This window comes from Streptomyces sp. NPDC008317 (genome assembly GCF_042955955.1).
Classification (GTDB): Bacteria; Actinomycetota; Actinomycetes; order Streptomycetales; family Streptomycetaceae; genus Actinacidiphila.
Window position 1 is genome coordinate 149,791 of sequence record NZ_JBIBFQ010000011.1, and the last position, 12,390, is coordinate 162,180.

The following is a 12,390-nucleotide window of genomic DNA, read 5'->3' on the forward strand; positions in this document are numbered from 1 at the left end:
AACGGTCACAACCCCGCGGCACCACACCCGGGCCCCAGTCCCCGTTGCCCCCCCGCCGCGGGGGGGGCCACCCGCCGGGGGGCCCGGCCCCCCCGGGGGGGGGGCCGGCCGCGCCGAGCGCCGCCCGGCCGGCCAGCCTGTCAGGACCGGGCCCGCCGGGAGGAGCCGCAGGACGGCAGCGACGATCCCAGACGTTCATGAGGACGAGCTGAACGCCGAGTCGAAGGAGGCCGCGGGCGGCTCGATCGCGGCCAGCGCCCGTACATGCGCGAGCGCGGCGGGCGCGCCCGTCATCCGGTCCATCCCCGCGTCCTCCCACTCCACCGAGATCGGCCCCTCGTACCCGATGCTGTTGAGCATCCGGAAGACCGGCTCCCACGGCACGTCGCCGTGCCCGGTCGACACGAAGTCCCAGCCGCGCCGCGGGTCGCCCCACGGCAGATGCGAACCGAGCCGCCCGTTGCGGCCGTTGAACTGCTTGACCGACTCCTTGCAGTCCACGTGGTAGATACGGTCGCGGAAGTCGTACAGGAAGCCGACCGGGTCCAGGTCCTGCCACACGAAGTGGCTGGGGTCGAAGTTGAGCCCGAAGGCCGGGCGGTGGCCGATCGCCTCCAGGGTCCTCACGGTCGTCCAGTAGTCGTACGCGATCTCGCCCGGGTGCACCTCGTGCGCGTACCGGACCCCGACCTCGTCGAAGACGTCCAGGATCGGATTCCAGCGGTCGGCGAAGTCCGCGAATCCGCGGTCGACCATCTCCTCCGGCACCGGCGGGAACATCGCCACCGTGTGCCAGATCGACGAACCGGTGAAGCCGACCACGGTGTCCACGCCGAAGGCCGCGGCGGCCCGCGCGGTGTTCTTGATCTCCTCCGCCGCCCGCTCCCGCACCCCCTCGGGCGAGCCGTCGCCCCAGATACGGGCGGGCAGGATGCCGCGGTGCCGCTCGTCGATCGGATGGTCGCAGACCGCCTGGCTGGTCAGATGGCAGGAGATGGTCCAGCTCTTGAGTCCGTGCTTGTCCAGGGTGTCGCGCAGCCGCGGCAGATACGCGTCGTCGCTGAGCGCCGCCTCCACGTCGAAGTGGTCACCCCAGCAGGCGATCTCCAGGCCGTCGTACCCCCACCGCGAGGCGAGCGCGCACACCTCGGTGAAGGGCAGGTCGGCGAACTGGCCGGTGAAGAGCGTGACGGGTCGGGCCATGTGCGTCCTCCAGGGATCGGGGCTTCAGGACTGAGGAGCGGGCACCGGGATGTGCACGCCGAGGGCCGCCGCACTGGTCTCCACGGCCGCCAGCACCCGCTGCACCTGGAGCCCGTCGGCGAACGACGGCCGCGGATCCGTACCGCCCGCCACCGCCTCGGCGAAATCGCGCACCTGGTGCGTGAAGGAGTGCTCGTAGCCGATCAGATGGCCTGGCGGCCACCACGCGTCAAGGTAGGGGTGGGTGGGCTCGGTGACCAGAACGCGGCGGAAACCGGCGGTGTCCGGATCCTCGGAACGGTCGTGGAAGGCCAGCTCGTTCATCGACTCGGCGTCGAAGGCGAGCGTGCCGCGCGAGCCGCTGACCTCGATCCGCATGGCGTTCTTGTGCCCGGTGGCGAAACGGGTCGCCTCGAACACGCCGATCGCGCCGCCGTCGAACCGCGCGGTGAACAGCGCCGCGTCGTCCACCGTGACCCGGCCGCGCTCGGAACCGCCCTTGCCCGACAGACCGCTCGCCGACTCCGGCAGCGGCCGTTCGGTCACGAAGGTCTCCAGCAGCGCGCCGACCGAGCTGATCCGCTGACCCGTCAGATACTGCGCCGCGTCGATGCTGTGCGCGCCGAGATCGCCCAACGCCCCTGACCCGGCGCGGTCCTTGCGCAGCCGCCAGGCCAGCGGGAACTCCGGGTCGACCAGCCAGTCCTGGAGGTACTGCGCCCGCACCTGGTGGATCGTGCCCAGCCTGCCCTCCTCGATCAGCCGCCGCGCCAGCACCAGCGCGGGCACCCGGCGGTAGTTGAAGGCCACCATCGAACGCACCCCGGCCTGCCGGGCCTTGTGCGCCGCGTCGACCATCGCCTCGGCCTCCGCCACCGAATTGGCCAGCGGCTTCTCGCACATCACGTGCTTGCCCGCCGCGAGCGCCGCCTCCGCGATCCGCGCGTGGCTGTCGCCCGGCGTGCAGATGTCCACCACGTCGATGTCCGGCCGCGCCACCAGCGCCCGCCAGTCCGTCTCGTACGACCCCCAGCCGTACCGCTCGGCGGCCGACGCCGCCCGCTGGGCCGACCGGCCGCAGACGGCGGTGAGTTCGAGCCGTACCGGCAGGTCGAAGAAGCGGCCCGCGGTGCGCCAGGCGTGGGAGTGCGCCGCGCCCATGAAGGCATGGCCGACCATGCCGATCCGCAGCGCGGGGACCGGGGGTGGTGTCGTCGTCACGTACGTCCTCCTGGCGGAATGCCGCTCCTGGTACGGGCCGTGAATCGTTATTCATCCGGCATCGACTGAAACTCACGGCGCCGGATAGAACAGTTCGGCAGTTTCTGCCTGAACTTCGGCATAAGTCAAGGCTCTTGACGTCGGTGACGGCAACAGGGCACCGTGCGGTTGCCGAGACGTCACACATCCGGGGGGCAGTGATCGACACTCCAGTCAATCTCCGCGAGGTCGGCAGGCTCCGGGTCCTCGAGGCCCTGCACACCACCGCACGCAGCAGCAGGCCCGAACTCGTGCGCGTCACCGGCCTGTCCAGGGCCACCGTCTCCTCGCTGATCGCCGACCTCATCACCGTCGGCCTGGTCACCGAGGACGAGGGCCCCGAGGAGCCGGAGCCCCGCCGCACCGGACGGCCCGCCCAGTCCCTCTCGCTGGTCCCCAGCTCGGGCTACGCCATCGGCGCGGACATCGGCCACCAGCACGTACGCGTCATCCTCTGCGACCTGTTCGGCGCCGTCCTGTGGGAGCACTGGGTCGCCAAGGACGTGGACCGCGCCCCGCAGGAGACCCTCGACCTGGTCGCCGTCCTCGTCGGCCGCGCTCTCCAGGAAACCGGCGTCGCCCGCGAACGCGTCCTCGGCATCGGCGCCGGAATCGCCTCCCCGGTCGAGAAGGGCAGCGGCGCCCTCGGCGCCGAGGGCATCATGCCCGGCTGGGTCGGCCTGCGCCTCACCGACGAACTGCGCCACCGCACCTCGCTGCCGGTCCGCGTCACCAACGACGCCAACGCCGGCGCCCTCGCCGAGCGCATGTACGGCGCCGGACGGCAGGCGGGCGACATGGTCTACGTCCGGCTCTCCGCCGGTATCGGCGCGGGCATCGTCAGCGACGGCCGCCTCCTGCTCGGCTCACGGGGCCTCGCCGGGGAGATCGGCCATCTCCCGCTCATCACCGACGGCCTCATCTGCCGCTGCGGCAACCGCGGTTGCCTGGAGACCGTCGCCAGTCCGGTCGCCATCGCCCGCCTGCTGTCCGACAGTTGGGGCGAGACCGTCGCACCCCGTGACCTCCCCGCCCTCATCCGGGACCGCAACACCGGCGCCCTGCGCGCCGTCCGCGACGCGGGAGACGCCGTGGGCCGCGCGCTCGCCACGCTCGTCACCCTCCTCAACCCGCGCCTGATCGTGGTCGGCGGCGACCTCGCCGCCGCGGGCGCCGACATCCTCGAACCCATGCGGGCCGGTGTCCGCCGCCACACCCTTCCCTCCGCCGCGGAGGGCCTGGAGATCGTCACCGGCGGCCTCGGGGACGGCGCCGAGGTCCGCGGGGCGGCCGGTCTCGTCCTCGCCGACGCCGCCTCACTGCTTGCCGGAGCGGCCTGACCGGAAAGCGGCCTGTCCCGGAGCTGTCTCACCCGGAAAGCTGCCTGATCCGGAAAGCGGCCTGATCCGTACCGGCCTGACCCGCGTCAGGCCGCTCAGTCCGTGGTCTGGACGATCTGCCCGTCGCGCAGTTCCAGGACGCGGTCGGCCAGCGCGAGGAGCTGCGTGTCGTGGGTGGCGACGAGGGCGGTGACGGACTCGCTGCGGACGACCGCGCGCAGCAACTCCATGACGGCCAGGCCCGTGTCGGCGTCGAGCTGCCCGGTGGGCTCGTCCGCGATGAGCAGGACGGGGCGGTTGGCGAGGGCGCGGGCGATGGCCACGCGTTGCTGCTGGCCGCCGGAGAGTTCGCCGGGGCGCTGGGCGGCGTGGTCGGCGAGGCCGACGAGGGCCAGGAGGAGTTCGACGCGCTCCTCGCGCTCACGCGGCGGGGTCTTGCGCAGCCGCATGGGGACCCCCACGTTCTCGGCGGCGCTGAGGATGGGGAGCAGCCCGAAGGACTGGAAGACGAAGCCGATACGGTCCCGGCGCAGGGCGAGCAGTTCGTCGTCGCCGAGCGAGGCCAGATCGGTGCCGTCGAGCATGATCCGGCCGCCGTCGGGGCTGTCGAGACCGCCCACGAGGTTGAGGATGGTGGTCTTGCCCGAGCCCGAACGGCCCTTGAGCGCGACGAGTTCGCCGCGCGGGACGGAGAACGAGACACCGCGCAGGGCGTGCACGGCGGTGTCGCCGCTGCCGTAGGTGCGGCGCAGATCCTCGACGACGACCATGTCCCCGGACGGCGGACCGTCCGCGACCGCCGTCGCCGCACGTCCCGTGGACCCCTCGCTCATGCGTCCTCCCCGTCCTGGCCGCATCCCCTGCCGGCCCCCGCCCGCGGCGCGCCGGCCACCGTACGGCCGTCGCGTATCCGTACGGTACGCGCAAACGCCGTGGACGGTACGCGCAAACGCCGTGGCCCGGACCCGTGGGAACGGATCCGGGCCACGAGGGGCCACGAAGGCCGCGAACGGCGCGTACGCGGAGCGACGCCTCAGTGCAGCTCGGTGATCTCCGGGCCGCGGCGCAGCGGGTCGATGCCGTCGCCGAACTTCGACGGCTCGCCCTGCTCGGTCGGCGCGGCGCCGTCCGGCACCATCTGCGCGTCGTTCGGCAGCTTCAGCACGATCGGGTCGCGCGGCGCCATCGGGGTGTCGCCGCGCAGCACCACGGTGTCGCGGAAGACGGACTCCAGCACACCGGCGGCGGCGGGCTGCACCGCGCCCTGGCCGGAGATCACTCCGCGCAGGAACCAGCGCGGGCCGTCGCAGCCGATGAACCGCACGAGCTGCACGCCATTGGTGCCGTCGGGGAGCTGGACGGGCACCTGGGCCCGCAGCTCCCAGCCGAGCGGCCCCTCCAGCTCGTCGACGATGCCGCCCTGCTGGGTGATACCGGCGGCGATCTCCTCGCGGACCTCGCCCCAGATGCCCTCGGACTTGGGGGCGGCGAACGCCTGGAGCTGCACGGCGCTGTCCCGCAGCACCACGGTCGCGGCGACGATGGACTCGCCCGCGACCTCGACCCGCAGCTCCATGCCCTCGACTCCGGGCACGAACAGTCCGCCGAGGTCGACGCGGCCCTCGCCGGGCTCACTGACCTCGCTCAGGTCCCACGGGCCGTCGGGCCTCGGGGCGGGCGGAAGGTTGTACCGGAGGGACTCACCGGAGTCGTCCGACTCCTCGGCGTCCTCGACCTGCTCGTCAGGGCCTGCGGCCTCGTCGAGCTCGTCGAGGTCGTCTTCGCGCTCCTTGCGACGACGGAACACGGTCACTGTCCTTCCCGGTCTGCAACGACCGATGCGAATCCGACTCTGGACGTGTCGGCCGACGGCGTCTCCACCGCGGCATGACCCCCCGTGGAGCCGAAGCCCCCCGCGGCCCTGGCAGAGCCGGGCAGCTCCGCCACCTCATGGAAACGGACCCGCTCGACCTGCTGGACGACCAGTTGGGCGATCCGGTCACCCTTTTCGAACCGCACGGTCTCGCGCGGATCGAGGTTGACGACGATCACCTTGATCTCTCCACGGTACCCGGCATCCACCGTTCCCGGGGCATTCACCAGGGCCACACCGCAGCGCGCTGCCAGCCCCGAGCGGGGATGCACGAAGGCCGCGTACCCGTCGGGCAGGGCGATCGACACCCCGGTGGGCAGGACCGCGCGCTCGCCGGGCGCGAGGTCCGCCGCCAGCGTGGTCGTCAGGTCCGCGCCCGCGTCACCGGGATGCCCGTAGGACGGTACGGGCACGGACTCGTCGAGCCGGTGCAGCAGTACGTCCACCGGCTGTCGCTCTGTGCTCACGGGTTCACCTCGCTGACGAGGCGCAGCGGCTCACGGCTCATGGGTTCACCTCGAAGGCGCGGGCGACCTTCACCTGGTCGGGGTCCGACATCGCCGCGCGGATCTCCTCCGCGCGGCCGTTCTGCGTGAAGTGGTCGAGCTTGACCTCGACGAACAGCGCCTCCGCGCGGACCGCGACCGGCCCGTCGTGGCCGCCGATCCGGCCCTCGGCCGAGCTGTAGATCTTGCGTCCGGCGACCGCGGTGCAGCGCGCCGACAGATACAGCGTGGCGCCGACCGGGACCGGGAGCAGGAAGTCCGACTCCAGCCGTCCGGTGACGGCGATGGCGCGCAGCATCCAGTTGACCGAGCCCAGCGTCTCGTCCAGCGCGGTGGCCAGGACCCCGCCGTGGGCGAGGCCCGGCGCGCCCTGGTGGGCGGGCTTGACGGTGAACTCGGCGGTGACGCTGACGCCCTCGCCCGCCCGCGCCGCCAGGTGCAGCCCGTGCGGCAGACCCTCGCCGCAGCCGAAGCACTGGTCGTAGTGCGCCCCGAGCAGCTCGCCCGGCGCCGGGGCGTCCGGGTGCCGCGTGGGCGCGGTGGCGTCGGGCGGCGGCGTCAACGACGACCGTCCGGCGCTTCTGGGTGTGTTCGCTCCACTCACGCCCGAGACCCTACCCTTCCGCGGGATCCTTTCCCTGCCGGTGTCCGTTGGTCCCGGGGGAGCCGCCCGGCGGCCGGCGGAAACCGCCCCCTGTACCACCCTCGTACCGCCCCCGCAGTCCCCCCGTTGTCATCTGGTAGCACCGGAGCGCGCGCATGTCCCCAGGAGTAGGCCAGTCCGTCGTCGTCACCGGAGCCGGACGCGGCATCGGCCGTGCCATCACGCTGGAGCTGGCGCACTGCGGCTTCGACGTGATCGGCACGGTCCGCAACGACCGGGACGCGCGGGCCCTGCGCGCGGCGGTCGACCGTACCGGCGCGGCGGTGCGCACCGCGGTGCTCGACGTGGCCGACGCGACGTCCTGCGTCCGGGCGTTCACCGAGATCGCCACGATGACCGACGGCGGGCCGTGGGCGGTGGTCAACAACGCGGGGTTCGCGCAGCCGGGCGCGGTGGAGGACGTGGACGACGAGCAGGTACGGCGCCAGCTGGAGACCAATCTGGTGGCGCCCGCGCGGATCGCCCGCCTGGTGCTGCCCGCGATGCGGGACCGGCGGGCGGGCCGGATCGTCAACGTGTCGTCGATCGCCGGGCGGGTGTCGCTGCCGATGCTCGGCTGGTACTGCGCGAGCAAGCGCGGCCTGGAGTCGGTGACGGACGCGCTGCGGATGGAGACCGCGCCGTTCGGCGTGCAGGTCTCGCTGATCGAGCCGGGCTCCTACGGCACCGGCATCTGGGAGACCGGCGCCGGGCTGCTGCCCGACGAGCGGGCGTCGGCGTACCAGGAGCAGTACGCGGCGGCCGGGGACGTGCTGCGCGGCAGCCGCGACCTGCCGGGGCCGCGCCCGGTGGCGCTCGCGGTGCGCAAGGCGCTGACCGCCCGGCACCCGCTGCCGCGCTATCTGGTGGGCGGCGGCGCCCGCTCGACCGCGGTGCTGGACGCGGTGGCGCCGACGGCGGCCTCCGACTGGGCGAAGCAGCTCGCCACCGGGCTGCGGCAGGCGCCGCCGAGGGTCACCCGTGCGCTGGCGCGCCTTCGCGGCAGATAGCACAGGACCGCATGGCAGTCTGGTGCCATGCAGCCTTACGACGAACGTCTCACCGTGCCGCGCTCCTGGTGGTTCCTGGCCGCCGGGGTGGGTGTGGCGATGGCGCTGATCCTCTTCCCGTTCGGCCCGCTGCCGATGCTGGCCGGGCTCGCGGCCGGCGCGGCCGTCGCCATGATGGCGGTCAGCTCGTACGGGTCCGCGCGGATCCGCGTGGTGGCGGGTTCGCTGGTGGCGGGCAAGGCCCGGATCCCGCTGGCGGCACTGGGCGAGGCGACCGTGCTCGACGCGGCGGAGACGGTGGCCTGGCGCTCCCACAAGGCCGACCCGCGGGCGTACATGCTGCTGCGCTCGTACGTGCCGACGGCGCTGAAGGTCGACGTGACCGATCCGGACGACCCGACGCCGTACGTCTATCTGTCGACGCGTTCGCCGAAGCGGCTCGCGGAGGCGCTGAAAGCCGTGAAGGCGCCCCAGTAGAACCGATCGGGCCGCACGGTGCCGGGCGGGCCCCCGCGGGGGCGCACGCGGCCGGTCAGGGCTCGATGGCGGGCGGCTGCCACAGCGTGCCGGTCAGGGCCGCGTCGGCCGGTGCGCCGACGGCCGGCAGCTCGGGCCACGGGAGCTGCGCGGCGCGCAGGTCGTGGCGGATCCGCTGGGCGAGCTTGCGGGTGTCGCGGCGGTTCATCACCGCGCCGACGGCCGCGCCGATCATGAACGGCGTCAGCGTCGGCATATTGCGCAGCGTGCGGCGCAGCAGCCGCTGGCGCATCTCCTTCTTCATGCTGCTGCCCAGGGCCACGTTGACCGTGGAGAGTTTCAGCACATCGATACCGCGCTGTTCGGTCCAGGACCATAGATACGCGGTCGCGCGCTCCCGGGAGTTGCCCGGGACACGCAGTCCGTAGACCTCGTGCAGTTCCGCGATGAGTTTGAACTCGACCGCGGCGACGCCGAGCGTCTCGGCGGTCAGTTCGGCCGGCATCGCCGGCGGGGTGGGCAGCATCGCGGCGGCGCCCACACCGGCGCCGACGGTCATGGTGCCCTTCACCGCGGTGGCGATCAGCCGGTCCGCGATGTCCTCGGGGCCGAGACCGGGAAACTGCCCCCGCAGCGTCGCCAGGTCACGCACCGGGATGCGCGGGGCGACCTCGATCAGCCGCTCGGCGACCGAGCCCATGCCCGCCATCGCCTTCCTGCCGCCGTAGCGCGCCCCGCTGCGTATTCCGCGCGCCCCGCGCGCGGTCGTGGCCGCGAGCGAGGCCCTGCGGCCCCGCTCGTCGCCTTCTCGGCCTTCCACCCGGCCTTCCGTCGGACCCTCCACCGGGCCTTGTGCCCGGTCCCGGTCCTGGTCCTGCGCCCGGCCGGCGTCGTCCGCCCGGCCGTCCCGCCGTGAGCCCGTCACCGCGCCCGCGGATCAGGCCGCGCAGTCGCGGCAGATCGGGTTGCCGTTCTTCTCCGCCGCGAGCTGGCTCCTGTGGTGGACCAGGAAGCAGCTCATGCAGGTGAACTCGTCGGCCTGCCTGGGCAGTACGCGAACCGACAGTTCCTCATTGGAGAGGTCGGCGCCCGGCAGCTCCAGGGACTCCGCCTGGTCGAACTCGTCGACGTCCACCGCGGAGGTGGACTTCTCGTTCCGCCGGGCCTTCAGTTCCTCGATGCTGTCCTCGTTGACGTCATCGTCGGTCTTGCGTGGGGTGTCGTAATCCGTAGCCATTTTTCGCTCTCCCCCTGTGGGTGTCTGCGGTGTCTCCAGCGCACGTAACGCGCGGGAGGCCGGACTTGTGCCCGACCCGAGGCGGAGATTTTGCCTCACATCAAGGCCTGTTACTCAATCGACACCCAAGGTCGCCCCCGAAGGGGTGATCGCACGGGTGGCCGATCGTCACTCGCGACAGTCTGAAAGTCGTATGTCGCGGGTGCCATCACGTGTACTTCCCGTGATCATGACCTGGGGAAACATGGATTTTCCGGTCTTTTTCCCCAATGTCTTGATCACTGTGTGTAGGTGTCCCTCCAATAGCATGTGCTGTCGATCACAACGGTTCCCGGCGGGGAACAGACCGCGAAATTTCTCGCATAGCGAACACTCGTCGGTGCTGTCGTCGCCGGTGGCCGTCCTGGGCGTGACGCGGTTCACAACGGGATCGCGACCCGCATGACCAGGCCGCCTCCCTCGCGCGGCTCGGCCACGATGACGCCTCCGTGCGCCCGTGCCACCGACCGCGCGATGGACAGTCCCAGTCCCACCCCCTTGTCACTTCCCGTCCGTTCGGTACGCAGACGCCGGAACGGCTCGAAAAGGTTGTCGATCTCGTACGCCGGAACGACCGGTCCGGTGTTCGCGACCACGAGCAGCCCCTGACCGCCCTCCACGGCCGTGGAGACGTCGACCCAGCCGTTCTCCGCCACGTTGTACCGCACCGCGTTCTGTACCAGGTTCAGGGCGATCCTTTCCAGCAGCACGCCGTTTCCCTGGACGACCGCGCCGTCGAGCCGGGAGCGCAGCTCCACGCCCTTGCCCTGCGCCTCGGCGCGGGTCTGGTCGAGCGCCCGGGAGGCGGCCTCCGCCAGGTCCACCGGCTTGCGGTCCACGATCTCGTTGTCACTGCGGGCGAGCAGCAGCAGGCCCTCGACCAGCTGCTCACTGCGCTCGTTGGTGGACAGCAGGGTCTTGCCGAGCTGCAACAGGTCGGCCGAGGCGTCCGGATCGGAGAGCTGGACCTCCAGCAGCGTCCGGTTGATCGCCAGCGGTGTGCGCAGCTCGTGCGAGGCGTTGGCCACGAAGCGGCGCTGGGCGTCGAAGGATCTCTCCAGCCGGTCGAGCATCTCGTCGAAGGTGTCGGCCAGCTCCTTCAGCTCGTCGTCCGGGCCGTCCAGCTCGATCCGGCGCTTGAGGTCGGAGCCGACCACGACCCGCGCGGTCCTGGTGATCCGCCCGAGCGGCGCGAGCACCCGCCCGGCCATCACGTAGCCGAAGACCAGCGCCACCACGGCCAGGCCGATCAGCGCCAGCAGCGAGCGCTTGAGCAGCACATTGAGCGCCGCCTCGCGCTGGACGGCCATGCACTGCGCCAGGGCGGAGTTGAAGCGCCCCGAATCCGTCTCGTTGATCAGGCTCGGGCAGGTGTTGCTGACGATGTTGACCCGGCCGCTGTTGACGGTGAACAGCGGCTCGCTGCCCTGGTGCAGGGCCTGGGCCGCCAGCAGATAGATGATCCACAGCAGCAGCACACCGGCGATCAGGAACATGCCGCCGTACAGCACGGTCAGCCGTATCCGGATGGTCGGGCGCAGCCAGGGCAGCGGGCTCTCGCCCGGCAGCGGGTCCCAGGGGGGCCTGGGCGGGGTCGGCGGGGCCGAGGGCGGTGCGGGCGCGGGGGAGCCGGCGGAGGGGGACGCCACGCGGATCAGATCCGGTAACCGGAACCGGGGACCGTCACGATCACCGGAGGCTCACCGAGCTTGCGGCGCAGTGTCATGACGGTCACCCGCACCACATTGGTGAACGGGTCGGTGTTCTCGTCCCACGCCTTCTCCAGCAACTGCTCGGCGGAGACCACCGAGCCCTCGCTGCGCATCAGCACTTCGAGGACCGCGAACTCCTTGGGCGCCAGATGCACCTCCGCGCCGTCCCTGAAGACCTCGCGGCGGTTGGGGTCGAGCCTGATGCCGGAGCGCTCCAGGACCGGCGGCAGTGCCGCGGTCGTACGACGGCCCAGCGCGCGGACCCGCGCGGTCAGCTCGGTGAAGGCGAAGGGCTTGGGCAGATAGTCGTCCGCGCCCAGTTCAAGACCCTCCACCCGGTCGCTGACGTCACCGGCGGCGGTGAGCATCAGCACCCGGGTGGGCAGGCCGAGATCGACGATCTCGCGGCACACCTGGTCGCCGTGGACGACCGGGAGGTCGCGGTCGAGGACGACCACGTCGTAGTCGTTGACCCCGATCCGCTCCAGGGCGGCGCCGCCGTCGTAGACCACGTCGACGGCCATCGCCTCGCGGCGCAGCCCGGTGGCAACCGCATCGGCGAGCAGTTGCTCGTCCTCGACGACCAGTACGCGCAAGGCGCTGTTCCTTCCAGAGCGGGGGGACATGAGCGGTCCTGCGGCGGCGCGGAGCCGCGGCCGGAACGGCATGAGCTGTGCGAATGCTCCACCATCCTGCACCTGAGGACCGTAAATCGGCGGTAAGGGACCGACGACGGAATATTCCTCCGGCCGACGGAGGTTTCCGCTCCGAAGCGGGTGGGCAAGACGACTGCACACCCACCCACCACGCCTCGCCACGCGTTTCCCTCGCGTGGTACCTGGCTTGACACACCCCGTGTCAACGACGACGACGAGGGGGCGCCTAATGGACGCGTTCACCACCGGAATCCTCCAGCGCATACACAGCACGGAGACCGATTTGCGCCGGGCCCGGGAGACAGGCGACGACTTCCTCGCCGACGTCGAGCAGGCGGAACTGGAAGACCTCCGCCGACTCGCGTCGGAGAACGGCGTGGACGTACGGCCGAAGGTCGCCTGATCCACACCGGCTGACCCCGAGCCGCACGCCC

Annotated in this window: 14 protein-coding genes; 4 read left to right on the plus strand and 10 right to left on the minus strand. The window is 71.9% G+C overall.

Annotated features, from left to right (window positions below; all coding sequences use genetic code 11):
- Positions 1-195: 195 nt before the first annotated feature.
- Positions 196-1,203 carry a sugar phosphate isomerase/epimerase family protein gene (locus ACFY9V_RS30730; RefSeq protein WP_355338442.1) on the minus strand — a complete coding sequence of 336 codons (1,008 nt, stop codon included), beginning with the start codon at positions 1,201-1,203 and terminating at the stop codon, positions 196-198.
- Between the two features lie 24 nt (positions 1,204-1,227).
- Positions 1,228-2,382 carry a Gfo/Idh/MocA family oxidoreductase gene (locus ACFY9V_RS30735; RefSeq protein ID WP_355338795.1) on the minus strand — a complete coding sequence of 385 codons (1,155 nt, stop codon included), beginning with the start codon at positions 2,380-2,382 and terminating at the stop codon, positions 1,228-1,230.
- A gap of 239 nt (positions 2,383-2,621) precedes the next feature.
- Between ACFY9V_RS30735 and ACFY9V_RS30740 the strand changes: the two genes are divergently transcribed.
- The gene (locus ACFY9V_RS30740; RefSeq protein WP_355338445.1) at positions 2,622-3,803 is read left to right on the plus strand and encodes an ROK family protein; all 1,182 of its coding nucleotides are present in this window, start codon (positions 2,622-2,624) and stop codon (positions 3,801-3,803) included.
- A 95-nt stretch (positions 3,804-3,898) separates the two neighbouring features.
- Here ACFY9V_RS30740 and ACFY9V_RS30745 read toward each other — a convergent pair whose 3' ends face one another.
- The 4 genes from ACFY9V_RS30745 to ACFY9V_RS30760 form a co-directional block, all read right to left on the minus strand.
- The gene (locus tag ACFY9V_RS30745) at positions 3,899-4,636 is read right to left on the minus strand and encodes an ABC transporter ATP-binding protein (protein WP_355338448.1); all 738 of its coding nucleotides are present in this window, start codon (positions 4,634-4,636) and stop codon (positions 3,899-3,901) included.
- A 200-nt stretch (positions 4,637-4,836) separates the two neighbouring features.
- Complete coding sequence (locus ACFY9V_RS30750; protein WP_355338451.1) at positions 4,837-5,610, minus strand: DUF3710 domain-containing protein; 774 nt, start codon at positions 5,608-5,610, stop codon at positions 4,837-4,839.
- A 2-nt stretch (positions 5,611-5,612) separates the two neighbouring features.
- Positions 5,613-6,143 (minus strand): dUTP diphosphatase, encoded by a 531-nt coding sequence (gene dut, locus ACFY9V_RS30755; protein ID WP_188282019.1) that lies wholly within the window; start codon positions 6,141-6,143, stop codon positions 5,613-5,615.
- A 37-nt stretch (positions 6,144-6,180) separates the two neighbouring features.
- Positions 6,181-6,786, minus strand: a complete 606-nt coding sequence (locus ACFY9V_RS30760) for a PaaI family thioesterase (protein WP_355338454.1) — start codon at positions 6,784-6,786, stop codon at positions 6,181-6,183.
- A 155-nt stretch (positions 6,787-6,941) separates the two neighbouring features.
- Here ACFY9V_RS30760 and ACFY9V_RS30765 point away from each other — a divergent pair, with 155 nt between their 5' ends.
- Positions 6,942-7,835, plus strand: a complete 894-nt coding sequence (locus ACFY9V_RS30765; protein ID WP_355338457.1) for an SDR family oxidoreductase — start codon at positions 6,942-6,944, stop codon at positions 7,833-7,835.
- 27 nt (positions 7,836-7,862) lie between these two features.
- A complete protein-coding gene (locus ACFY9V_RS30770) occupies positions 7,863-8,312 on the plus strand; it encodes a DUF3093 domain-containing protein (protein WP_355338460.1) in 450 nt (149 codons plus the stop codon).
- Between the two features lie 55 nt (positions 8,313-8,367).
- On the opposite strand, the gene ACFY9V_RS30775 is transcribed toward ACFY9V_RS30770, so the two are convergent.
- The 4 genes from ACFY9V_RS30775 to ACFY9V_RS30790 form a co-directional block, all read right to left on the minus strand.
- Positions 8,368-9,132: a hypothetical protein gene (locus tag ACFY9V_RS30775; protein WP_355338463.1), complete on the minus strand. Its 765-nt coding sequence runs from the start codon at positions 9,130-9,132 to the stop codon at positions 8,368-8,370.
- 117 nt (positions 9,133-9,249) lie between these two features.
- Entirely contained in the window at positions 9,250-9,549 is a 300-nt protein-coding gene (locus ACFY9V_RS30780; protein ID WP_103884889.1) for a DUF4193 domain-containing protein, read from the minus strand.
- A gap of 419 nt (positions 9,550-9,968) precedes the next feature.
- Complete coding sequence (locus ACFY9V_RS30785; protein WP_355338466.1) at positions 9,969-11,237, minus strand: HAMP domain-containing sensor histidine kinase; 1,269 nt, start codon at positions 11,235-11,237, stop codon at positions 9,969-9,971.
- A gap of 5 nt (positions 11,238-11,242) precedes the next feature.
- Positions 11,243-11,896: a response regulator gene (locus ACFY9V_RS30790; RefSeq protein ID WP_391163844.1), complete on the minus strand. Its 654-nt coding sequence runs from the start codon at positions 11,894-11,896 to the stop codon at positions 11,243-11,245.
- A gap of 289 nt (positions 11,897-12,185) precedes the next feature.
- Here ACFY9V_RS30790 and ACFY9V_RS30795 point away from each other — a divergent pair, with 289 nt between their 5' ends.
- Positions 12,186-12,359, plus strand: coding sequence for a hypothetical protein (locus ACFY9V_RS30795; protein WP_188282026.1), 174 nt, complete (start codon positions 12,186-12,188; stop codon positions 12,357-12,359).
- Positions 12,360-12,390: the final 31 nt, after the last annotated feature.

Bases quoted from the DNA above. Each gene is read 5' to 3' on its own strand.
- ACFY9V_RS30730 (WP_355338442.1), bottom strand. From the start codon at position 1,203: ATGGCCCGACCCGTCACGCTCTTCACCGGCCAGTTCGCCGACCTGCCC.
- ACFY9V_RS30735 (WP_355338795.1), bottom strand. From the start codon at position 2,382: ATGGTCGGCCATGCCTTCATGGGCGCGGCGCACTCCCACGCCTGGCGC.
- ACFY9V_RS30745 (WP_355338448.1), bottom strand. From the start codon at position 4,636: ATGAGCGAGGGGTCCACGGGACGTGCGGCGACGGCGGTCGCGGACGGT.
- ACFY9V_RS30765 (WP_355338457.1), top strand. From the start codon at position 6,942: ATGTCCCCAGGAGTAGGCCAGTCCGTCGTCGTCACCGGAGCCGGACGC.
- ACFY9V_RS30770 (WP_355338460.1), top strand. From the start codon at position 7,863: ATGCAGCCTTACGACGAACGTCTCACCGTGCCGCGCTCCTGGTGGTTC.
- ACFY9V_RS30780 (WP_103884889.1), bottom strand. From the start codon at position 9,549: ATGGCTACGGATTACGACACCCCACGCAAGACCGACGATGACGTCAAC.
- ACFY9V_RS30795 (WP_188282026.1), top strand. From the start codon at position 12,186: ATGGACGCGTTCACCACCGGAATCCTCCAGCGCATACACAGCACGGAG.